The 20,513-nt window shown below is 48.0% G+C and carries 21 protein-coding genes and 1 other annotated feature; of the genes, 2 read left to right on the forward strand and 19 right to left on the reverse strand.

Annotation, left to right across the window (positions count from 1 at the left end):
• The 10 genes from ACKTRM_RS13160 to ACKTRM_RS13205 form a co-directional block, all read right to left on the reverse strand.
• Nucleotides 1-828 (reverse strand): carbohydrate ABC transporter permease, encoded by an 828-nt coding sequence (locus tag ACKTRM_RS13160; RefSeq protein WP_007612991.1) that lies wholly within the window; start codon nt 826-828, stop codon nt 1-3.
• Between the two features lie 18 nt (nt 829-846).
• Nucleotides 847-1,788, reverse strand: coding sequence for a carbohydrate ABC transporter permease (locus ACKTRM_RS13165; protein ID WP_007408105.1), 942 nt, complete (start codon nt 1,786-1,788; stop codon nt 847-849).
• Between the two features lie 41 nt (nt 1,789-1,829).
• On the reverse strand, nt 1,830-3,125 hold the full coding sequence (locus ACKTRM_RS13170) for an ABC transporter substrate-binding protein (protein WP_012118143.1): 1,296 nt from the start codon (nt 3,123-3,125) through the stop codon (nt 1,830-1,832).
• Nucleotides 3,126-3,156: 31 nt separating this feature from the next.
• Entirely contained in the window at nt 3,157-4,341 is a 1,185-nt protein-coding gene (locus tag ACKTRM_RS13175) for a sn-glycerol-1-phosphate dehydrogenase (protein ID WP_012118144.1), read from the reverse strand.
• Nucleotides 4,338-5,144, reverse strand: a complete 807-nt coding sequence (locus ACKTRM_RS13180; protein ID WP_371136942.1) for an HAD-IIA family hydrolase — start codon at nt 5,142-5,144, stop codon at nt 4,338-4,340. Before ACKTRM_RS13180 ends, ACKTRM_RS13175 begins: the two co-directional genes overlap by 4 nt.
• Nucleotides 5,122-5,811 (reverse strand): L-ribulose-5-phosphate 4-epimerase, encoded by a 690-nt coding sequence (gene araD / locus ACKTRM_RS13185; RefSeq protein WP_012118146.1) that lies wholly within the window; start codon nt 5,809-5,811, stop codon nt 5,122-5,124. The genes ACKTRM_RS13180 and araD overlap by 23 nt, the downstream gene beginning before the upstream one ends.
• Nucleotides 5,804-7,489, reverse strand: a complete 1,686-nt coding sequence (araB, locus tag ACKTRM_RS13190) for a ribulokinase (protein ID WP_012118147.1) — start codon at nt 7,487-7,489, stop codon at nt 5,804-5,806. Before araB ends, araD begins: the two co-directional genes overlap by 8 nt.
• A 1-nt stretch (nt 7,490) precedes the next feature.
• Nucleotides 7,491-8,984 (reverse strand): L-arabinose isomerase, encoded by a 1,494-nt coding sequence (gene araA, locus ACKTRM_RS13195; protein WP_077411076.1) that lies wholly within the window; start codon nt 8,982-8,984, stop codon nt 7,491-7,493.
• Nucleotides 8,985-9,167: 183 nt separating this feature from the next.
• Nucleotides 9,168-10,133, reverse strand: a complete 966-nt coding sequence (locus tag ACKTRM_RS13200; protein ID WP_012118149.1) for a glycoside hydrolase family 43 protein — start codon at nt 10,131-10,133, stop codon at nt 9,168-9,170.
• Between the two features lie 141 nt (nt 10,134-10,274).
• Nucleotides 10,275-11,360: a M42 family metallopeptidase gene (locus ACKTRM_RS13205; RefSeq protein ID WP_007408096.1), complete on the reverse strand. Its 1,086-nt coding sequence runs from the start codon at nt 11,358-11,360 to the stop codon at nt 10,275-10,277.
• A gap of 183 nt (nt 11,361-11,543) precedes the next feature.
• Here ACKTRM_RS13205 and ACKTRM_RS13210 point away from each other — a divergent pair, with 183 nt between their 5' ends.
• Complete coding sequence (locus ACKTRM_RS13210) at nt 11,544-11,936, forward strand: hypothetical protein (protein WP_007408095.1); 393 nt, start codon at nt 11,544-11,546, stop codon at nt 11,934-11,936.
• Between the two features lie 13 nt (nt 11,937-11,949).
• Here the strand turns inward: ACKTRM_RS13210 and ACKTRM_RS13215 are convergent, their stop codons facing one another.
• The 8 genes from ACKTRM_RS13215 to ACKTRM_RS13250 form a co-directional block, all read right to left on the reverse strand.
• Nucleotides 11,950-12,216: a DUF1294 domain-containing protein gene (locus ACKTRM_RS13215; RefSeq protein ID WP_012118150.1), complete on the reverse strand. Its 267-nt coding sequence runs from the start codon at nt 12,214-12,216 to the stop codon at nt 11,950-11,952.
• A 57-nt stretch (nt 12,217-12,273) separates the two neighbouring features.
• On the reverse strand, nt 12,274-12,633 hold the full coding sequence (gene rplT, locus ACKTRM_RS13220; protein WP_007613019.1) for a 50S ribosomal protein L20: 360 nt from the start codon (nt 12,631-12,633) through the stop codon (nt 12,274-12,276).
• Nucleotides 12,634-12,664: 31 nt separating this feature from the next.
• The gene (gene rpmI, locus ACKTRM_RS13225) at nt 12,665-12,865 is read right to left on the reverse strand and encodes a 50S ribosomal protein L35 (RefSeq protein ID WP_003152493.1); all 201 of its coding nucleotides are present in this window, start codon (nt 12,863-12,865) and stop codon (nt 12,665-12,667) included.
• Nucleotides 12,866-12,877: 12 nt separating this feature from the next.
• Complete coding sequence (gene infC / locus ACKTRM_RS13230) at nt 12,878-13,399, reverse strand: translation initiation factor IF-3 (RefSeq protein ID WP_071543361.1); 522 nt, start codon at nt 13,397-13,399, stop codon at nt 12,878-12,880.
• A gap of 58 nt (nt 13,400-13,457) precedes the next feature.
• Nucleotides 13,458-13,588 (reverse strand) — a sequence feature (ribosomal protein L20 leader region).
• A 182-nt stretch (nt 13,589-13,770) separates the two neighbouring features.
• Nucleotides 13,771-14,454 (reverse strand): antiholin-like protein LrgB, encoded by a 684-nt coding sequence (gene lrgB, locus ACKTRM_RS13235; protein ID WP_012118151.1) that lies wholly within the window; start codon nt 14,452-14,454, stop codon nt 13,771-13,773.
• Between the two features lie 12 nt (nt 14,455-14,466).
• Entirely contained in the window at nt 14,467-14,904 is a 438-nt protein-coding gene (lrgA, locus tag ACKTRM_RS13240; RefSeq protein WP_007408092.1) for an antiholin-like murein hydrolase modulator LrgA, read from the reverse strand.
• A 129-nt stretch (nt 14,905-15,033) separates the two neighbouring features.
• Complete coding sequence (locus ACKTRM_RS13245; RefSeq protein ID WP_007408091.1) at nt 15,034-15,768, reverse strand: LytR/AlgR family response regulator transcription factor; 735 nt, start codon at nt 15,766-15,768, stop codon at nt 15,034-15,036.
• Entirely contained in the window at nt 15,746-17,527 is a 1,782-nt protein-coding gene (locus ACKTRM_RS13250; RefSeq protein WP_012118152.1) for a sensor histidine kinase, read from the reverse strand. Before ACKTRM_RS13250 ends, ACKTRM_RS13245 begins: the two co-directional genes overlap by 23 nt.
• Nucleotides 17,528-17,713: 186 nt before the next feature.
• Here ACKTRM_RS13250 and ACKTRM_RS13255 point away from each other — a divergent pair, with 186 nt between their 5' ends.
• Entirely contained in the window at nt 17,714-18,508 is a 795-nt protein-coding gene (locus tag ACKTRM_RS13255; protein ID WP_012118153.1) for an HAD family hydrolase, read from the forward strand.
• A 54-nt stretch (nt 18,509-18,562) separates the two neighbouring features.
• Here ACKTRM_RS13255 and thrS read toward each other — a convergent pair whose 3' ends face one another.
• Nucleotides 18,563-20,494, reverse strand: coding sequence for a threonine--tRNA ligase (thrS, locus tag ACKTRM_RS13260; protein WP_012118154.1), 1,932 nt, complete (start codon nt 20,492-20,494; stop codon nt 18,563-18,565).
• Between the last annotated feature and the right edge of the window lie 19 nt (nt 20,495-20,513).

Raw genomic sequence — 20,513 nt, forward strand, 5'->3', positions numbered from 1 at the left:
CTATCCCTTCACTCCGCCTACTGTGAGTCCGGAAATGAAGTATTTTTGGAAAAACAAGAATATGATGATCACCGGCAGTATCGCAAAAACGGACCCGGAAATCAGCATGTCATAGTTGTTGCCGTACGGACTCAGCAGCCCTGAAAGTCCGATTGGAAGCGTAAACATTTCTTTCGACCGAAGCACGATCAGCGGCCATAAAAAGTTATTCCAGCTGTTTAAAGATTGAAGAATGATCATTGCCCCGAATGCCGGTTTCATGAGCGGCGCCATAATTCTGAAAAAAATGCCGAATTCGGTGCAGCCGTCCATTCTCGCTGAATCAAGCAGATCCTTCGGAAGTCCGAGCGCATATTGCCGGAAAAAGAACACGGCGACAGGCGACACAATAAACGGCAGAATCACTCCCGTATAAGAATCGATCAAATGAAGACCCACCGTCAATTTGAACAACGGAAGCATCATCACTTCAAGAGGCACCATCATAATGATCAGCACAAGAACGAAAATAATATTTCTGCCTTTAAATTCGTAGACACCGAGTCCGTAGCCGATCAAAGAGGAAAAAAACAGCGTGAGAACCGTGGTGAGAACACCGAGCAGCAGGCTGTTAAAAAACCATTTGAAATAAATGCTCCCCCCGTTGAACAAATAGGTGTAGTTATCAAGGCTCATCACATCCGGATCAAGACGCAGATTCAGCCCGATACGCATCAGCTCAGATGACGGCTTTAAAGAACCGAGCAATAGACAGATCATCGGAAAGATATACAACAGGCTCAGCATGATAAAAAACAAGGTAAACGCGACTCTGTACACGGAAAACATGTGATTGTTACGCAACGCTTATCCCTCCCCTTTAAACGAACCGGACAGTTTCAGTGAAACAAGACTGACTAGTAAGATGACAAGCAAAAGGACAATTCCGATTGCGGCCCCGTACCCCATTTCGTTGTATGCAAGCCCCTGCTGATATAAATAACCGACAAGCGTGAGGCCGATATTGCCCGGGGAATTATTCTGCCAAAGCACATAGCTTTCCTCAAACATTCTGAAACCGCCGATAATACTGATCGTTAACACATAAACGGACACCGGCTTTAAAAATGGAAGGGTAATATGCCGGAACTTTTTCCACGTACTCGCCCCGTCAATTTCAGCCGCTTCATACAATTCTTTCGGCACGTTTTGCAATCCCGCCAGAAAGTAAAGAATGTTAATCCCCATCCACCTCCATGACGCAAGCAGCACCATTAAAAACATGCCGGTACCTTTGTTGTTGAGCCAGTTTTGGGGTGATGCGCCAAGCTTCATCATCAGCTCGTTTGCAAGCGACGTATTCATTTCTCCGAACATCAGACGGAAAATAATCCCCGCTACGATCGTCGATGTTAAAGCCGGTACAAACAGAGCCGATTTAAACACATTTCTGAACCTGACGAGCTTCGAATTCAGAATCACCGCCAAAAGAAGCGGCACCGGAATCAGCACGATCAGCGTCCAGAAGGTATATTCCAATGTGTTAAATAATGCCGTATAAAAGGTTGGATTAAGAAGAGCGGTATAATTGGAAAACCCGACAAATGTAATTTCTCCCGGCAGTATCCGTTGAAAGCTCATGATAAACACGCTGATAATCGGATACAAAAAGAAAACGAGAAACGAAATGATAAATGGCGCCGTAAAAAGATAAGGCGCCGCTTTTTTTGAATACAGCACATTGCGCCGGCGCGGCTTCTTCCGGACTGCAGAAACGGTTTGCGCTGTCTCTGTCTTTACAGGTCTCATAAAAGCTCCCCCGCTTTCACTGTTAAATAGGGCGGCTTCTCCTATTTCTCTAATTGCTCTGCCGCCTCGTCCAAGGCTTCCTTAGGTGTTTTTTCCTGCGTCTTCAGCGCATCGAACAGCACTTGTCTGACAACGAGATCAGCCGCTTTAGAGAAGTCTTCATGCAGATAAATCGGATTGATCTCATCTTTTATTTCAAGGAGCGAGGAAAAAATTGACGTACCGTTCCGGAAGAAATCCGTGTACTTGTTTTTCTCCTTCAATTCTTTTGAATCCCACACGTCCCAGCGGAGCGGGTCAAAGCCGAGCACCGTCCAAAGCTTTATGTTCCCTTCCTTCGAACCTTTCGCAAAACCGAGAAATTCTTTCGCGAGCTTCAGATGTTCAGCCTGCTTCGGCACGACGGTGGCCGTTCCGCCTAAACCCGCTGATCTGTCACCGCCTTCTTTCCAGGCCGGCATAGGGTAAATCGCCATTTTTCCTTTTAAATCAGGCATATAATCGATAAACCGTCCCATGTACCAAATGGGCATCAGCACTGAGGCTGCCCCGCCCTGATTCATAAAACCGTAGTATTCTTCGCTGTGATGGCCGCCGCCGGGAGCCGGCAGAAGGGTTTTATCATTTACCATGTCCTTTACATAATTCAGTGTGTCTGTATTCGTCTTGCTGTTCAGAATCAATTTTCCGTTTTTGCTGTAGTAGCCTGACCCTTGCTGTGAAATCATGGATAGGAATGTGGCGGAGTCGTTTGTTTCAACCGTTCCCATCGGTTTTCCAGCGGCTTCACGCACTTTTTTCCCTGCCCGCCGGTAATCTTCCCATGTCTTAATGGAGGCGGGATCAACGCCCGCTTTTTTCATGATATCCATGTTGTAAAACATGACGGTCGTCCCCACATGTGTATCAAGGCCGTACAATTTTCCGTTTTTGCTGTACAATGCCAGACGCGCTTCCACAAACTTATCTCGGTCTTTTTCAATCAGCGGCGTCAGATCGGCAAGCGGGATATCCTTCCCCTTCAGAAAGTTCGAGAACCGGCTTAATTCCACGTCGGCTATATCGGGAAGCCCCTCACCCGCGATCAGCGAAACCGATAAATTATCATGCATTTGTCCATAAGGATAAACAACGGTATTCAGCTTGATTTTGCGATCCGGATATTTCTGATTCCATTCTTTGACCATTTCCTGATAAAACTGTTCGTGCAGACCGTTAAACGTCCAAAACGTCAGCTCCGTTTCTCCCGGCCGGCCGGCAGTCCGTTCTTGTGAACAGCCGGCGGTAAACAAGAAGAGCATCATCAGCACCAAACATACAGCGGTCGTTTTTTTCATGTCATTACCCCTTCCACTTTAGGCCGTGCGGCTATTGATGCAAATGATGTGCAAAGAGCGCTGCATTTTCATTTATGATGGTTAAACCGGTATAACGGTCTCTCAGTGTGTGCGCATGCTTAAGCGCATCGCTGACAAGGTCCTGTTTTACACCGATCTCATCGAAACAGGCGGGACCTCCCGCAGATGCGAGCCACCCGGCAATTGTCTTGCCGTCAGGAAGCCCTTCATATGCAGATTGAATCGCCTCGCGAAAGTGCGGCGGCAGTTCAGCAAGCTTTTCGTGACAAGCCAGTTCTTTGTAAGTATCACTCAGCACCGCGCACGCACAACCGACCTTCGCACCGTGGAGAATCGGAGGCTGTTTTGCCTTCAGCATTTCCATCTCAATCCAATGCGAGATGTGATGTTCTCCTCCTGAGGCGGGGCGGGAGTGGTCAAGCGCAAGCATGACAAGACCCGAAACGATCAGCGCTTCCATCAGTATCTGAATGCCGGCCTCCGTTCCCATGGCAATGGCAGCGCGGTGATCAATGCACTGCCAAAGCGCGTCTTTCACAAGCTTCGCCCCGGCTTCTGAGTACGGCTCACCCGCAAGCCTGCGGGAAATCTCCCAATCTGCCAGCGATGTTATTTTTCCGAGCATGTCTCCGAAGCCCGCGGCTGTCATTGAACGGGGCGCTTCTTTTAATACATTCGTATCCGCAAATAAGGCGATCGGCGCTTTCGTTTGAATCGTCGTTTTGATTCCGTTTAATATGAGCGGCGCTCCCGCCGACGTAAAACCGTCGACTGACGGAGCGGTGGGGAATGAGATAAACGGCAATCCGCGCTGGTAGGCGGCAAACCGCGTAATGTCGTGAATCGTTCCTGCACCGGCCGCAATGATGACATCCGTCTCTTCCGCGAGATTGATCAGCGTATAGACCAATGTCCTCTCATCAGCAGCGGCGGCCCCGGCTTCATGCTCCGGAATAATGACTTTTGAAGCTTTGATCCCGCCTGCCCTCAATTCGTCCGCAAGCAGACGCCCCGCCGCCTCGTACGTGTTCCGGTCACAGACGATGACCGGATGATTCCAGCATTTTTTTTGCAGAAATCTGAGAAGCTCTTCTTTTGCATTCGCCCCGATCACGATATCTTCTATTTGAATCGGTGAGCGGCTGGCCCCTTCCTTGTCAAACTCGGATTGAATGTCCTCAGGAGAACGTTTCATAAAAGGATTCCCTCCTTCGCTAATTCTGTCAGGTCTTTAATAGAATCAAGGACGATGTCAGGTTCATATAGACGGGGCTCCCCAAGTTTGGCCGACCCCGTCAGAACCAATACGCTTTTCATCCCGTACAGGCTGCCCATTGCGATATCAGATTCGAGGCTGTCTCCGATAATGGCGCATTCCTCAGGGGGAAGTCCGAGCGCTTCACATGCCGCCTCAGCCATCAGCCAAGAAGGTTTGCCGATGACAAGCTCCGTTTTTGCTCCGGCGGATGCTTCAATGGCCCCGATCATTCCCGCGACATCCATGGCATGGCCGCCTTCATTCGGAAAGGAGCGGTCCCGGTTCGTGGCGATGATGCGCGCGCCGGAGGAAGCCGCCTTAAAAGCGAGATTCAGATCCTCATAGGTGACGGTTTCATGCAGGGAGATGACAAGCCAGTCTGCCGCCTGCGGGTTTTGCGCCAGGGCGACACCCGCTAAAGCGAGTTCATCAGTCAGCCCTTTCTCTCCTAACACCCACACCTTTGACAAAGGATAATGCTTCTTTAAAAATGATGCCGTCACACTGGAGGACAGCACGATGCTCCGTTCATCCGTGCGGATACCGGCACCCAGCAGTTTCTTTCGGCACATTGCTCTTGATAGGTTGCCGCGGTTGCTTAAAAAGACCACGGCTTTGCCCAGTGACTGAAGGGTATGAACGGCTTCTTTTGCGCCGTCAATCAGCTCCCGCCCCCTGAATACGGTTCCGTCTAAATCAATCAGAAACCCGGCTGCGTCAAGTTTGGCCATAATAAGCATTCGCCCCGTGTTTTCTGTAAAAATGCTTATCATGCAGCACTCTGTCGATCGGACTGAGCTGTTTGTTCAGCATAAGCGAATGGTAGGCCATTTCCGCTACCGTTTCGAGCACAACGGCGTTATGCAGGGCATTCAGCGCGTCCGTTCCCCAGCAGAACGGGCCGTGGCTGTGGACGAGGACACCCGGATTTTGTTCATACGGTTCGTTTTGAAAAGTTTCGGCTATGACTTTGCCTGTATGATATTCGTAATCTTTCACAATTTCTTCTTCATACATTTCCCTCGTGCAGGGTACAGCGCTTTCAAAGTAATCCGCGTGAGTCGTTCCGAGAGCGGGTATGTCTCTTCCGGACTGCGCCCAGCTCGTCGCCCAGCGGGAGTGCGTATGAACGATTCCGCCGATAGCCGGAAACGCTTTATACAGATAAAGATGGGTCGGCGTGTCAGAAGACGGTTTCAGCGAGCCTTCGAGAATGTCTCCGTCCTCATTCAGGACGACCAGTTTGTCAGCGGTCAGCTCACTGTAATCGACACCGCTCGGTTTAATGACGATTCTCCCGCTCTCTCTGTCGATGCCGCTGACATTCCCCCATGTAAACGTGACAAGGTTATGTTCCTCAAGCTTCAGATTGGCAGCGAGCACTTCTTCTTTTAACGCTTCAAGCATGGCGGCTTCCCCCTTTCGCAAAATCACGGTTTTTAATGGCTTTCAGGCGTTTCATGACATTGTTTTCTTTGCCGAAGTAGTGTACGAGCTCTTTATATTCAGCATATAAGCTGTCATAAATCTCAGCTCTTTCCCGGGTCGGGGCATAAAAGCCGTCTTTTAATTTCCCCATATGCGCACATGCTTCAGCAATATTGGAGTATCCCCCGTTTTCCCGTCCCGCGGCGAGCGCTCCGAAAATCGCGGAGCCCAGTGCAGGCGCCTGCGGAGAACCGGATAATTTAATGTCCATATTTGTGACGTCTGCATAAATTTGCATGATAAATGGATTTTTCTCAGCGATTCCTCCGGCTGCGTAAAGCTCTTCGACCGGAACGCCGTTTTCCCGGAACGTTTCGATAATCATCCTCGTTCCGAACGCTGTCGCTTCAATCAATGCCCTGTAGATTTCTTCCGGCTTCGTGTGCAGCGTCATGCCGAGCATCATGCCCGTCAAATCTGCGTCCACCAAGGTTGACCGGTTTCCGTTCCACCAGTCAAGCGCGAGAAGGCCGCTTTCCCCCGGAACAAGTTCAGCTGCTTTTTTGCTGAGCAGCTCGTGAATGTCTATGTGTTTATCCTCAGCTTCCTTCTCATGGTCTCTCGGAACGCACGTTTTGACGAACCATTCAAAGTGGTCGCCGACACAGGACTGTCCCGCTTCATATCCCGCATATCCGGGCAAGATGCCGTTATTGACGACCCCGCACATACCGGGGACGATATGTTCTCCCTCGCCGAGTAGCACATGGCAGGTAGACGTTCCCATAATCATCAGCATTTTCCCCGGCTCTGTAATACCGACCGCGGGCACTGACACGTGGGCGTCGACATTGGCGACGGCAACGGCCGTCCCCGGCAGAAGCCCGGTCAGCTCCGCCATTTTTTCGGTCAAACCTCCTGCCTTTTCCCCGACTGAATAAATAGTGCCGCTTAATTTGTCCTTTGTAATCGTTTTCATTAACGGGTTGAGCCTTTCGAAAAAATGATCCGGCGGATACCCCGTCTCCTCATTCCAGATTGCTTTGTAGCCGGCCGTGCAGTTGCTTCGCTTCAATGAACCGCACAATTGATAGACGATCCAGTCTGCCGCTTCCACAATCCGATCTGCCGCCTTGTATATATGCGGCGCTTCTTCCGCGATTTGCATGATTTTCGGGATCATCCATTCAGAAGAAATTTTACCGCCGTATCTTTTAAGGAATGTTTCTTTTGTGTCTTCGGCAATCGTGTTCAAACGGTCTGCATGTTTTTGAGCCGCATGATGCTTCCACAGCTTCACATAACTGTGGGGCTCCCGTTCAAATTCCGGCAGCATACAAAGCGGCTGCCCCGCGACGTCTATCGGCAAAATCGTGCAGGCGGTAAAATCAATTCCTATGCCGATCACGTCTTTTGGATCAGCGCCCGCCTCTTGAAGCAGGTTCGGAATCGCCGTTTCCAGAACTTCGATATAATCGGCAGGATGCTGAAGCGCCCAGTCCCGAGGGAGTTTTTCACCCGTCTTCGGCAGCGTGCGGTCGATGACGGCATGAGTGTATTCTTTTACCGCAGACGCGATCTCTTCGCCCGTGCGGACATTGACAAGCACCGCCCGGCCGGACAATGTGCCGAAATCAACACCAATCGTATACGCCATATCAATTCCCTCCCAACCGGTATAATACGTCATTCCATTTCAGCTCTTTTTTCAGCTCATGTATTTCGGTATTACGGGAAATAAAGATGCTTTCAATGCCTGCCATCTCAGCCCAGTCAAGCATCTGTTCAGCCGTAAGCCGGAAAGACATACAAGTATGATGGGCGCCTCCCGCCAAAATCCATGCTTCCGCAGCTGTTTTCAGCGATGGCTCCGGCTTCCATAGCACCCGCGCCACAGGGAGATTCGGCATATCATGATCAATTTCCCTGCCTTCTGCTTCATTCAGAATGAGACGGAATCGCCCGCCGATATCAATGATGCTGGCGATGATGGCTGAACCGCCGATTCCGTTAAAGACCAACCGGGCCGGATCTTCCTTCCCTCCGATTGAGAGAGGATGGACTTCGATTTTCGGCTGATCAAGGGCGATCGTCGGACATACTTCAAGCATATGTGATCCGAGAATCATCGCACGCCCCGGTTCAAAATGGTACGTATAATCTTCCATGAAGGAGGTTTGTTCTCCGTCCGCCATTATTTTCATCATTCGCACAAGGGCAGCCGTTTTCCAATCGCCTTCGCCGGCAAATCCGTACCCTTTTTCCATGAGACGCTGAACGGCAAGTCCCGGAAGCTGCTTCATTCCGTGCAAAACTTCAAAGGAGGTCGAAAACGCTGTATATCCGCCCCGTTCGAGAAAGGCCGTTAATCCGAGTTCAATTTTCGCCTGTTCTTTAATGGAAGCAACTTTTGCTTCATCTTGTTTTGTTTCGCCGCTGATGACATACAATTTGTCGTATTCCTCATAAAGCGCCTCAATTTCTGCGTCGGTGACGTTGTTCATCACCTCGGTAAGATCGCCGATTCCGTACCCGTCAACCTGCCAGCCGAATTGGATGTGGGCGCCGACTTTGTCTCCGTCAGTAACCGCTACATTCCGCATATTGTCGCCGAACCGGGCTACTTTAATATTCCTGCTTTCATTCCAGGCGGCAGCAGTGTTCATCCATTGCGAAATGTCATGTTTGACTTCCTCATCATCCCAATAGCCTGCGATGACTTTTCTCGTCTGCCCCATTCTTGACTGGATATACCCGTATTCCCGGTCTCCGTGAGCGGATTGGTTGCTGTTCATAAAGTCCATATCAATCGTTTCCCACGGGATGTCGCGGTGATATTGGGTATGCAGATGAAGCATCGGCTTTTGAAAAGCGGAAAGACCTTCAATCCACATTTTCGCAGGGGAAAATGTATGCATCCATGTCACGACCCCGGCACAGTTTTCTTGATACTGCGCTTCCCGCAAAACCTCTCTGATCGTTTCAGATGACGTGACAACCGGTTTATGCCTGATCTTGTATCTTGATGACACCCCGCTGAGGCCGTCACATATTCCCTTTGCGTGTTTATCGACAAGCTGCAGCGTTTCCTCTCCGTATAAGTGCTGGCTTCCCGTTACAAACCAAAATTCATATTCATTGTTTTGAAGCACATTCATTTCCCCTTCCCATCAAAATAAAGCGCTTGCATTTTTAAAAAATATACGTACGAATATAAACCACAAAACTTTTATCCTTTTATTTGTACGAACAATTTTATTATAGTTAAGGAGGAATCAAACTGTCAATCTTTTATTGCAAGTAAAAAAGCCGGACACACATGCCCGGCTGATCAATTAATAGGAAGGCCAGCCTGAACTCCAATCGATATCATTGATGAGCATCTTCGGAATTCCGCTGTTTTCGGCATCATACGCATGACGCACTAAAATATTCCCGTTCACAATGTCTTGACCGCCCGGGCCTTTCCAGCGGTCATTGCCGGAGTCAAGAATCGTTCCTCCGCCTTCTGACATGCTTTTCCCGCTTTTATCGAGATATGGGCCGGTGATGCTTTTGGATCTTCCATAAGCGATTTTGTACGTACTATTCACGCCTGAACAGCATTTATCAAACGACACCATTAAGTAATAGTAGCCGTTCTGGTAGGTGATGGCCGGCGCTTCCAAAGCTCCGCCGTTATTCGGTCTGGCAGCGATGGAATAAAGTGATCCCGTCGGTTTCATTGTATTTTTATCAAGCTTTGTCAGCTTAATGCCGCTCCAAAAAGAACCGAAGGCAAGCCAAGGGTTTCCGTCTTTATCAATTGTCAGCTCCGGATCAATTGCATTGTAGTTATCGGCGCTTGTTGAACGGATGACGAGCCCTTCGTCCTTCCAGTTTCCCGAACTGAGACTTGTAGATGATGCAAGACCGATCGCGGAGGTATTTTTGCCGAATGAAGAAACGGCATAATACAGCCAATACTTTCCGTTAAAATATTGAACATCGGGGGCCCATTGATTCAGCCCGTAATTCGGCACATAATTGCCCCACCATGACAGCGGAGAAGTAAAGATTGATTTCTGAACGGTCCATACGCCGCCGCTGCCCGCCTTTAAGACGCGAAGCCCCCTCTCCCCTTCCAAACCGGTTCCGAAAGCGTACCACGTGTTTCCTTCCTTCGCCATTGTCGGATCGTGCAGCAATTCATTTGATGCCCCCCAAAACGCGGCAGATGCCGGAGATGAAGACATCAGCAGCAGCCCGGCTGTAACGGCTGCGCACGAAAAGCGGATCATGCGTCTGAATCTGTTTTTCATTTGTAAACCCCCTCCTTTTTAAAGCGCTTTCAAAAACGTGTTGTCAGATTTTTCTATGTCTTCTCTTATTGTAGACGCAAGGTTCATATTTGTACAGACAAAAAAAGAATCTGCTTAAAAAAAGCAGATTCTTCCGTATCTTTATTGATAAGTAATACGGTCAACCGTTTCCCGATCTAATTTTTTAATCACTTCTGTGATCAATTTTACCGTATTCTCATAATCATCCCGATGCAAAATAGCGGCATGAGTATGAATGTAGCGCGTCGCGATCGTAATGGACAGCGCCGGCACTCCGTTTGCGGTTAAGTGAATGGAACCTGAATCCGTGCCCCCTCCGGCAATGGAATCGAATTGATACGGAATTCCCGCTTCTTCCGCCGTGTTCACGACAAGGTCACGCAGCCCTTTGTGAGATACCATTGACGCGTCATACAGAATAATTTGCGGCCCTTCGCCGATTTTGCTTTGCGCCTCTTTTTCAGAAATTCCCGGTGTATCTCCGGCAATTCCGACATCCACACCGAACGCGATATCAGGCTGAATCGTATGTGCCGCTGTTTTCGCCCCGCGAAGCCCGACTTCTTCCTGAACCGTTCCGACCCCGTATACTTCATTCGGATGATCGCTGTTTTTCAGATTTTTTAATACATCGATGGCAATCGCGCAGCCGATACGGTTGTCCCATGCCTTCGCCAATAAATGTTTTTCATTGTTCATCACTGTAAATTCAAAATACGGCACAATCTGGTCACCCGGAAGAACGCCCCATTCCATTGCTTCTTCACGGCTGGACGCCCCGATATCGATGAACATCTCTTTAATATCGGCGGCTTTTTTTCTGGCGTCAGGAGGCAGAATGTGAGGCGGTTTCGAACCGATGATCCCCGTGATGTCCCCTTTTTTTGTCACGACGGTGACGCGCTGGGCCAGCATGACCTGAGACCACCAGCCGCCGACGGTTTGAAAGCGGAGAAAGCCTTTATCAGTGATTTGCGTCACCATAAAACCGACTTCATCTAAATGCCCTGAGATCATGATTTTCGGACCGTTTTCTTTGCCCGTTTTTTTGGCGATTAAGCTTCCCAGCCGGTCTGTTGTGACATCATCGGCAAATGGTTCTATGTATGATTTCATCACTTGTCTTACTTCTCTCTCATTTCCCGGTATCCCTTTTGCATCCGTTAACGCTTTCAGCATGGTGAGCGTTTCATCTAATTTTGTCATCAATAAACCTCCTTTTTTTCACTATCCTTCTTATTATACAAAACCAATGCTGAAGCATACGATTAATTCGCCTGAAAAACGGGTAAATGTTTTTATCTATTTCTTTTAAAAAAATGAAACCTTTTGTTTTGTTTTTCGTATTACATCAGATCATGACAAAGGTGAGGAGGTGCCTTCACACATATGGCCATTACAGTATTGAGGATTGTCTTGCTTGCACTTCTTATTTATTTTATTTACATGGGCGTCAAATTCTACGCAAACCCGAAAAGAAGGCTCAGACTGGCGCAATCAAAAGAGAATTTTTATTTTATTGACGAACAGAAAAACACGCGAAAAAATCTCCAGCTTACTTATAAAGGAGTGCTCTTTGAAGGAGAAAAGCATATCCCTTCCAAAGATCATCCGCTGTTTATTCATACGATATTTGTATGGACCGAAAATCCGGAAAAGCTGAACCGCTTTTCTGCAGGTGATTTTGAAGAAGTCGAAAAAAAGGTATTGGAGCGGTATCCGAATTGCAAGATTGATTGGGACCAGCCCATCAAAAAAGCGAAAAAAGCAGGCGAGCGATAAGCTCTCCTGCTTTTTATGTTTTATACATCAAATACATCAGCACAAGGGCGGCTTCAGTGAGAAAAAGCAGCGGCACCCCGTATAAAAAGGATTTGTGTTTCGTCTTATGCCTGAAGGTGCGCATGCCGATCCATACGCCGAGTGAGCCGAACATGACGGCTGTGAGCCATATTCGTTTCTCTGATATTCTCCACCTGTGCGCCTTTGCTCTTCTTTTATCAGCGCCCATGATCCAAAAGCCGTATCCGTTTATCAACACGGCGTAAATGAGGAGAGCCATTGATTGTCACCCTTTACGTAAAAAAACCGCTCCCGGAAAGAGAGCGGCTTTTTCAACTTACTTGTCTAACTGAGCTTTAGCAGCATCAGCAAGCTGATTGAAAGCAGTAAGATCGTTTACAGCAAGATCAGCAAGCATTTTGCGGTTTACTTCGATGCCTGAAAGCTTAAGACCGTGCATTAAACGGCTGTAAGAAAGACCGTTCATACGTGCAGCAGCGTTGATACGAGTGATCCAAAGCTTACGGAAATCACGTTTTTTCTGACGGCGGTCACGGAATGCATAGTTTCCTGATTTCATGACCTGCTGGTTTGCTACTTTGTATAATCTATGTTTTGAACCGAAATAACCTTTTGCTAATTTAAGAACCTTTTTACGACGCTGACGCGACACAGTTCCGCCTTTTACTCTTGGCATTATATTTCCCTCCTAATTGTTCCTTGTCCGATTACTTGATGTTAGCAAGCTGTTGTTTGATGCGTTTGAAGTCTCCTGCGCTCACAATAGCACCCTTGCGAAGCTTACGCTTTTGCTTTTGGGATTTGTTGGCGAATAAGTGACTTGTATATGCATGAGAACGTTTTAACTTCCCAGAACCTGTCTTTTTAAAACGTTTAGCAGATCCGCGGTGAGTTTTCATTTTTGGCATGGGATTTCCTCCTTATTGCTTTTCGTTTTTCGGCGCGAGCATTAAGAACATGCTGCGGCCGTCCATTTTTGGTTTTGTTTCGACTGTCGCAACTTCCGCACATGCTTCAGAGAAACGGTCCAATACGCGCTGGCCGATTTCTTTATGAGTGATTGCGCGCCCTTTAAAGCGGATAGAAGCTTTCACTTTATCGCCTTTTTCAAGGAATTTAATCGCATTGCGCAATTTCGTGTTAAAGTCATGCTCATCGATCGTCGGACTTAATCTAACTTCTTTTAAGTTAATGATTTTTTGATTTTTGCGTGCTTCTTTGTCCTTTTTCTGCTGCTCGAATCTGAACTTACCGTAGTCCATGATGCGGCAGACAGGCGGTTTTGCATTTGCTGCAACTAACACAAGGTCAAGATTTGCGCGGCCGGCGATTTCAAGTGCTTCCTGACGGGACTTGATGCCGAGCTGATCGCCATTTTGTCCGATCAGACGAACTTCACGTGCACGGATACCCTCATTAACCAATTGATCTTTGCTAATAATGAGCCACCTCCATAGTTTCTTCGAATTGATTCACAACGCTTGTTGACTGCATTCTGCAGGCAAACAAAAAGTGCGGGCATGACAACACACCCACACTACGAACATCTGCATAAATAAAAATGTACGGTCAACCTGCCAACTACATGAATGTGTCAATCAGGTGAGAAGCGGGTGCCTCTGCTTGTGATTTATATTCAATTCAATAACTATTCTACACAATACCGGATCATTAGTCAAGAATGACTTCTCCGGATCAACTTTTTCATTTTAACACGATGCCGGGGCGAGCGCAAGGAAAAATGTGAAATTTCGTTCTTTGCCGCCCGCGGACGTGCCAACACAATAAAAAAACCCGGGTCTATGACCCGGGTTTATCCTCCGATGAGCTGAACGAATACCGGAATAACCAGCACCGTCACCACTCCTACGACGACAACCGCGATACTTGCCATTGCCGCTTCTACTTCTCCCATCTCAATACCGACCGCAACACCGAGTGCGTGTCCTGATGTGCCGAGAGCCAGTCCTTTAGAGATCGGGTGTTTCACTTTAAACAATTTTAAGAATAGAGCGCCCATAGCATAGACGATAACGGCGTTGAAAATAACGGCGAAAGCGGTGATGTCGGTGATGCCGCCGATTCCTTTTGACAGCGGAAGGGCAATTGCCGTTGTCGCCGCCTGCGGAAGCATGCTTTTCATAACGGCCGCGTCAAGATGAATGCCTTTTGCGATCAAATAGACAATCGTGACTGAGCAGATAGAGCCGACAATGATAGAAGACATGATCTGCCACCAGTATTTTTTCAGTTTGTCACGCTGTTTGTATAAAGGGATCGCAAAAGCGATCGTCGCGGGCTCCAGGAAGAATTTAATAATGTCTCCCCCGCTTTTATAATCTTCATATGAAAAACCGCCGAGCTTCAGAAAAAGGATTCCAAGCACCATCGCGACAAACAGCGGGGTGAAGAGGAAAAAGCCTCTCGTTTTTTTAAATAAATACGTGCCGATGCCAAAGGCCGCAAGTGAAACGACAATACCGAAATATGGACTCATCCGATTTCCCTCCTAATGCTGCACAAGTTCTTTTTCCTGATTGGAACGGCGCACCGTTTGTTTTTCAGGGGCTGCCTTCTGACGTTTTTGGCTGACAGACAAGATCAGCTGAGAAAAAAGGCCCGTGGCCCCTAACAGAATGATGGTGGCGAGTAAGATGACGAGTGCGATCTGCACGCCGTACTGCTGCATGACGCCAAGTGAATTCATCACGGAGATGCCCGACGGGACAAATAAAAATCCGATCAGTGACGTTAATGATGTTCCCAGCGTTTCTACTTGTTCAAGCTTAATCACTTTCAGGCATAAGAGGACAAATAATAACACCAAACCTACTACGGAAGCGGGTATAGGAATGGGGACAATCGCTGCAATCCCATTAGATATGAGCATAATTACGGCAAAAATAAATGCTTGTGTCAGAAATCCGTACACTTTTTTCGCACTCATTTTCTTCACCTCTTTCTCTTTGTTAGGTCCATTATAAAAGAGAAATCGCCTTTTAAAGCGCTTTCATAACAAACGGCTGAATATTCATTCTGAAATGCAAAAAACGGCTGCTGAAATGCAAAAGCCGCCTCATATAATATGAAGCAGCTTTTTTAAGTCCTTGGCGTATGTACGGCTGACGGGAATTTTAGAGCCGTCTTTTAAGATAAGATTGTACGTCGAATTAAACCACGGATGAATTTCCGTAATATGCTCCGTATTCACGATGAACGCGCGGTGCACTCTCAAGAAACCCGTATCAGGCAGTTTTTTCTCAATGACCGCCAAAGTTTCGTGAACGGAATAAGACGCGGCAAACGTTTTAACGGAAACGTGTCCGTCCTCCATGCCGGCGAAAATAATGTCCTTCGTATCTAAAATGACAATAGATTCACCGGCTGATACAGCCAGTTTATGCGCTCCGGCTGCGGACGGCTGCTCTGAGACGGCTCCTGCCCTGTCCCGCTTCACTCTTTTAAACTTTCTGATCGTCTGGCGCACTCTTTCTTCATCAAAAGGCTTCGTTAAATAATCGAGCGCGTCGACTTCAAAGGCTTTTAAAGCAAATTGGTCATACGCCGTCGCAAAAACGACGGCCGGCGGATTTTTCATGTTTTTCAGCCGTTTGGCAATGTCAAATCCGTTTTCTCCTGACAAATCAACGTCCAAAAACAGCAGATCCGGTTTTTGATCCATCATACTGTCAAAAGCGGATTCAATATTTTCAGCTTCGTTTATGTCACTTACTTCATTCGTCCGTTTCAGCAAATAAGCTAATTCATCTCTTGCCAGCATTTCATCATCAACGATTAACACCTTCAGCATGTTCTTCTCCTTTAGTCATCAGTTTCAAAGGCAGCTCAAATGATACGTCCGTACCTTTGCCGGGCTCACTTTCCAATCGCAGGGCTGCTTTGGGGCCGAACAGCCCGATCAGCCGCTGATTTAAATTGTAAAGCGCGGTTCCCGTCCCTTCTTTAGACGGCAGCGGACGGTTTCCGAGCACGGACAGCAATTCCGGATCAATTCCTCGCCCGTTATCTCCAACCCGCATTAAAACCGACTGACCGGCGGATACCACGCTGACATTGACGGCACAGCTGTCCTGCTTTCTTGAAAATGCATGGCGGAGCGCATTTTCGACGAGAATCTGCAGCACAAAAGGAGGAATTTCGATGTCCTCCAAACCGCGTTCGATTTCAAGACTGATTTTATATTTCCCGGGAAAACGGGCCTGCTCCAATGATAAATACGCCTGCAGATGGTTCAGTTCTTTAGAAAGCGGGATGAGCAGCTGCCTTGCCCCCTGCAGATTGGAACGGAAATAGACGCTGAGCTGCAGCAGAAGCTTTCGGGTTTTTTCCACATCCGTACGGCAAAGAGCAGAAATCGTATTGATCGCATTAAACAGAAAATGCGGATTGACCTGTGCCTGAAGCGCCTTTATTTCTGCGTCTTTCAGCAATTTGCTCTGCAGTTCCGCCTCGCCGAGTTCAAGCTGGGTGGAAAACAGCATGGCGAGTCCTTCTGCAAGCTCTTCTTCAACCCGGCTTAAACCTGACGGGCTTTTAAAGTACATTTTCAACGTCCCGATCGTTTTGCCGTTTGACGTCAGCGGCAATACGATCGCCGCATGCAGCGGACAGGGATCGTGCGTGCATTCAATTTCTTCCTTTGATGTCGCTTTCATAATATGACCCGTTTTAATGACGCGTTTTGACAATCCGGTGATCAGGCTTTCAGACGGAATATGATGGTCGGCACCCGCGCCGACGTGCGCCAAAATCTTTTCGTTATCCGTAAGCGATACCGCGTCCGTTCCTGTTTGCCTGTGAATGATGGCGGCGACGCTTTTGCATGAGCTTTCATTCAGCCCCTGGCGGAAAAACGGAAGCGTCTGGTCGGCAATCATCAGCACCCTGTGGGTTTCAAGGGCTCTCGCCCGTTCTTCCTTCCGGATAATCGACTGAATGATCGAAAGAAAAATAAAAGTCCCTGACCCGTTTACCAATATCATCGGGATGCCGATGATGCTCACAAGCGTCCAAGCATCAGAAAACGGCTTGGCCATCAAGAGGATGAGCAGCATTTGCAGCGATTCCATTCCGAGTCCGACAAGCGCGGCCACCCGCGGTGTCGGCATCGCATAGCGTTTTCTGAAATACCGTCCGATCCATCCGGACAAAATGCCCGCTAAAACGGATGAGACGGCACAGCTGACTGCGGTCGCGCCGCCGAGTGATAAACGATGCAGGCCGGCCAGTATGCCGACGCCGATCCCCACATACGGGCCGCCTAAGAGTCCGCCGATTTCAACGCCCATAATTCTTGTATTGGCAATTGAACCGGACGGATTAATTTGAAACACCCAGTCATTATTCATGATTGTATTCCGCTGAATTTCTATTCCCGTATAGTTGCTGATGATACTGAACAGCGAGAAAATTGAAATCAGCACCGCTTTGCCTTTATAGCTCTCAGGCTGCTGGAGCGCCTGTCTGAACAATCTGGTATGAGCCAGAACAAATCCCAATATGACGATAATTCCGACTCTTTCCAGCATCATGATGATCAAATGCAGCATACTTTTCACCTGTTCTTTCAAATTTTATTTTATCACGTTTTAGAGCCTGAGACAGAATCTGACACAAACCTGCCTGTTTTTTTCAAATCATCTGAAAACAAATCTTTCACAGTCTATATATCTATTGTAGAATAAACGGGAGCCTTGCGGCAGAGAGTTTCAGAATATAACAAAGAGGAGAAGATCATGAAAGCCGTATTTTTTGATTTGGACGATACACTGTTATGGGATGAAAAAAGCGTCAGAACAACATTCAGGGAAACATGTTTACAAGCGGAAAAAAAATATGGCCTTGACCCGCATACATTTGAAGATGCGGTTCGGAAAGCGGCACGGGAATTGTATATGTCATACGAAACCTATCCTTATACGGTCATGATCGGCATTAATCCGTTTGAAGGATTGTGGGCGAATTTTTCCGAGCCGGTCAGCGAAGGATTTAAACAGCTGAATCGGATTGCGCCGGAATACAGACGAAACGCCTGGACGAACGGCTTAAAAAGCGTCGGTATAGACGATGCGGCTTACGGCGAATATTTGGCGGAATTTTTCGCGGCGGAACGCAGACAGCGTCCGTACGTGTATGATGAAACGTTTGCGGTGCTTGAAAAGCTGAAAGGTGTTTATGAATTGCTTCTGCTTACAAACGGCGATCCCAGCCTGCAGAAAGAAAAACTCGCCGGCGTTCCTGAGCTCGCGCCTTATTTTAATGAAATCGTCATCTCAGGCGCTTTCGGAAAAGGGAAACCCGACGCCTCCATATTCGAACATTGCCTCGGCCTCCTGAACCTGAAAAAAGAAGACGCCATTATGGTCGGAGATAACCTCAATACTGATATATTGGGAGCGAAACGGGCAGGTATTACGACAGTCTGGGTAAACCGGACGCAAAAGAAAAATGATACGGACATTGCGCCTGATTACGTGATCAGCGATCTTCACGAGCTGTTTGCGATTATAGAGAAACAAAAAGAAAGATAATTTTATACGCAAAAAAACCCCATTCTGAATGAACGGGGTTTTTTGTATTTCCGGTTATTTTTTCGCTTCGGCTACAGCCTTTTTCACAAAATCGTCCAATGAGACGGTTTCTGATTTCTGCTCGCCGTATTTCCGGACGTTTACCGCGCCGTTTTCCGCTTCTTGGTCACCGACCACAAGCATGTACGGGATTTTTTGCATTTGCGCTTCACGGATTTTATAGCCGATTTTCTCATCCCGGCTGTCAAGCTCGACACGCAGGCCTTCACGCTGCAGGCGCTCCTGCACTTTTTTCGCATAATCAAGATGCACGGACGGTGATACAGGAATGACTTGGAATTGCACCGGCGCAAGCCATGTCGGAAGGGCGCCTTTGTGCTCTTCGATTAAGAAAGCAACGAAACGCTCCATCGTTGACACGACGCCGCGGTGAATAACGACAGGACGGTGCTGTTTGCCGTCTTCTCCGACGTAAGTGAGATCAAAGCGTTCCGGAAGAAGGAAGTCAAGCTGTACAGTTGACAATGTCTCTTCTTTGCCGATCGCCGTTTTCACCTGCACGTCAAGCTTAGGGCCGTAAAACGCCGCTTCGCCTTCCGCTTCATAGTAGTCGTGCCCCATCTCATCCATTGCCGCTTTCAGCATGGACTGCGCTTTGTTCCACATCTCATCATCATCAAAATATTTTTCCGTATCTTCAGGATCGCGGTAAGACAGGCGGAATGTGTAATCATTCAGGCCGAAGTCTTCGTATACGTCTTGAATCAAACGGACCGTGCGGATGAATTCTTCTTTAATCTGGTCAGGGCGGACGAAAATGTGCGCGTCATTTAACGTCATGCCGCGTACGCGCTGAAGACCTGAAAGCGCCCCGGACATTTCATAACGATGCATCGTTCCCAGCTCTGCGATGCGGATCGGAAGCTCGCGGTAGCTGTGAATGTCCTGTTTGTAAATCATCATATGGTGAGGACAGTTCATCGGACGGAGCACGAGTGTTTCATTGTCCATTTCCATCGGCGGGAACATCGTATCCTGATAATGATCCCAGTGCCCTGATGTTTCGTACAGGTCTTTGCTTCCGAGAACAGGCGTATAGACGTGCTCATAACCGAGGCTCAGCTCTTTATCCACAATGTAGCGCTCGATCACGCGTCGGATGGTTGCGCCTTTCGGCAGCCAGAGCGGCAGGCCTTGTCCGACTTTTTGAGAGTTGGCGAACAATTTTAATTCTTTGCCCAGTTTTCGGTGGTCACGCTCTTTCGCTTCTTCAAGCATCCGCAAATGCTCTTTCAAGTCATCCTTTTTAAAGAAGGCCGTGCCGTAAATGCGCTGAAGCATTTGGTTTTTGCTGTCGCCGCGCCAGTATGCGCCCGCAAGGCTAAGCAGCTTAAATTCTTTAATTTTGCCTGTAGACGGCACGTGCACGCCGCGGCACAGGTCAAAAAATTCGCCCTGCTCATAAATGGAGACCGTTTCGTCTTCAGGGATGGCATCCAGCAGTTCAAGCTTCAGATTATCGCCGATTTCCGCAAACATGGCTTTTGCTTCATCACGGCTCACTTCTTTTCGGATAATCGGCAGATTTTCACCGACGATGCGTTTCATTTCTTTTTCAATCTTCGGAAGGTCATCCGGCGTCAGCGCCTGCTCCATTTCAACGTCATAATAGAACCCGTTTTCAATGACGGGACCGACACCGAATTTCACATCTTTATAAATGCGTTTAATCGCCTGGGCCAATAAATGCGCCGTGCTGTGCCGCATGATGTTCAAACCTTCTTCTGTGCCTTCTGTAATGATTTCTACGGCACCATCCTCTTGAATCGGTGTTCTTAAATCAATTTCCTGTCCGTTCAGTTTTCCGGCTAAAGACTTTTTCTTTAATCCCGGACTGATGGATGCCGCGATATCTTCTGTTGTTGTTCCTTTCGGAAATTCCTTTACCGCTCCGTCCGGAAATGTGATGTTGATCATATCTGACATCTTCGTCACTCCTTTTTTT

The sequence above is a fragment of the Bacillus sp. D7-8 genome (assembly GCF_052055895.1).
Taxonomy (GTDB): domain Bacteria; phylum Bacillota; class Bacilli; order Bacillales; family Bacillaceae; genus Bacillus; species Bacillus velezensis.

Coding starts and splice junctions, on each gene's coding strand:
- ACKTRM_RS13215 (WP_012118150.1), bottom strand. CDS start 12,216: ATGGCTCTCCTCATTTACGCCGTGTTGATAAACGGATACGGCTTTTGG.
- araB (WP_012118147.1), bottom strand. CDS start 7,489: ATGGCGTATACGATTGGTGTTGATTTCGGCACATTGTCCGGCCGGGCG.
- ACKTRM_RS13165 (WP_007408105.1), bottom strand. CDS start 1,788: ATGAGACCTGTAAAGACAGAGACAGCGCAAACCGTTTCTGCAGTCCGG.
- ACKTRM_RS13170 (WP_012118143.1), bottom strand. CDS start 3,125: ATGAAAAAAACGACCGCTGTATGTTTGGTGCTGATGATGCTCTTCTTG.
- thrS (WP_012118154.1), bottom strand. CDS start 20,494: ATGTCAGATATGATCAACATCACATTTCCGGACGGAGCGGTAAAGGAA.
- lrgA (WP_007408092.1), bottom strand. CDS start 14,904: ATGAGTGCGAAAAAAGTGTACGGATTTCTGACACAAGCATTTATTTTT.
- ACKTRM_RS13245 (WP_007408091.1), bottom strand. CDS start 15,768: ATGCTGAAGGTGTTAATCGTTGATGATGAAATGCTGGCAAGAGATGAA.
- rpmI (WP_003152493.1), bottom strand. CDS start 12,865: ATGCCAAAAATGAAAACTCACCGCGGATCTGCTAAACGTTTTAAAAAG.
- ACKTRM_RS13210 (WP_007408095.1), top strand. CDS start 11,544: ATGGCCATTACAGTATTGAGGATTGTCTTGCTTGCACTTCTTATTTAT.
- ACKTRM_RS13160 (WP_007612991.1), bottom strand. CDS start 828: ATGTTTTCCGTGTACAGAGTCGCGTTTACCTTGTTTTTTATCATGCTG.
- ACKTRM_RS13180 (WP_371136942.1), bottom strand. CDS start 5,144: ATGCTTATTATGGCCAAACTTGACGCAGCCGGGTTTCTGATTGATTTA.
- lrgB (WP_012118151.1), bottom strand. CDS start 14,454: ATGAGTCCATATTTCGGTATTGTCGTTTCACTTGCGGCCTTTGGCATC.
- ACKTRM_RS13200 (WP_012118149.1), bottom strand. CDS start 10,133: ATGAAAAACAGATTCAGACGCATGATCCGCTTTTCGTGCGCAGCCGTT.
- rplT (WP_007613019.1), bottom strand. CDS start 12,633: ATGCCAAGAGTAAAAGGCGGAACTGTGTCGCGTCAGCGTCGTAAAAAG.
- ACKTRM_RS13205 (WP_007408096.1), bottom strand. CDS start 11,360: ATGACAAAATTAGATGAAACGCTCACCATGCTGAAAGCGTTAACGGAT.
- ACKTRM_RS13250 (WP_012118152.1), bottom strand. CDS start 17,527: ATGCTGCATTTGATCATCATGATGCTGGAAAGAGTCGGAATTATCGTC.
- ACKTRM_RS13175 (WP_012118144.1), bottom strand. CDS start 4,341: ATGAAACGTTCTCCTGAGGACATTCAATCCGAGTTTGACAAGGAAGGG.
- ACKTRM_RS13255 (WP_012118153.1), top strand. CDS start 17,714: ATGAAAGCCGTATTTTTTGATTTGGACGATACACTGTTATGGGATGAA.
- araD (WP_012118146.1), bottom strand. CDS start 5,811: ATGCTTGAAGCGTTAAAAGAAGAAGTGCTCGCTGCCAATCTGAAGCTT.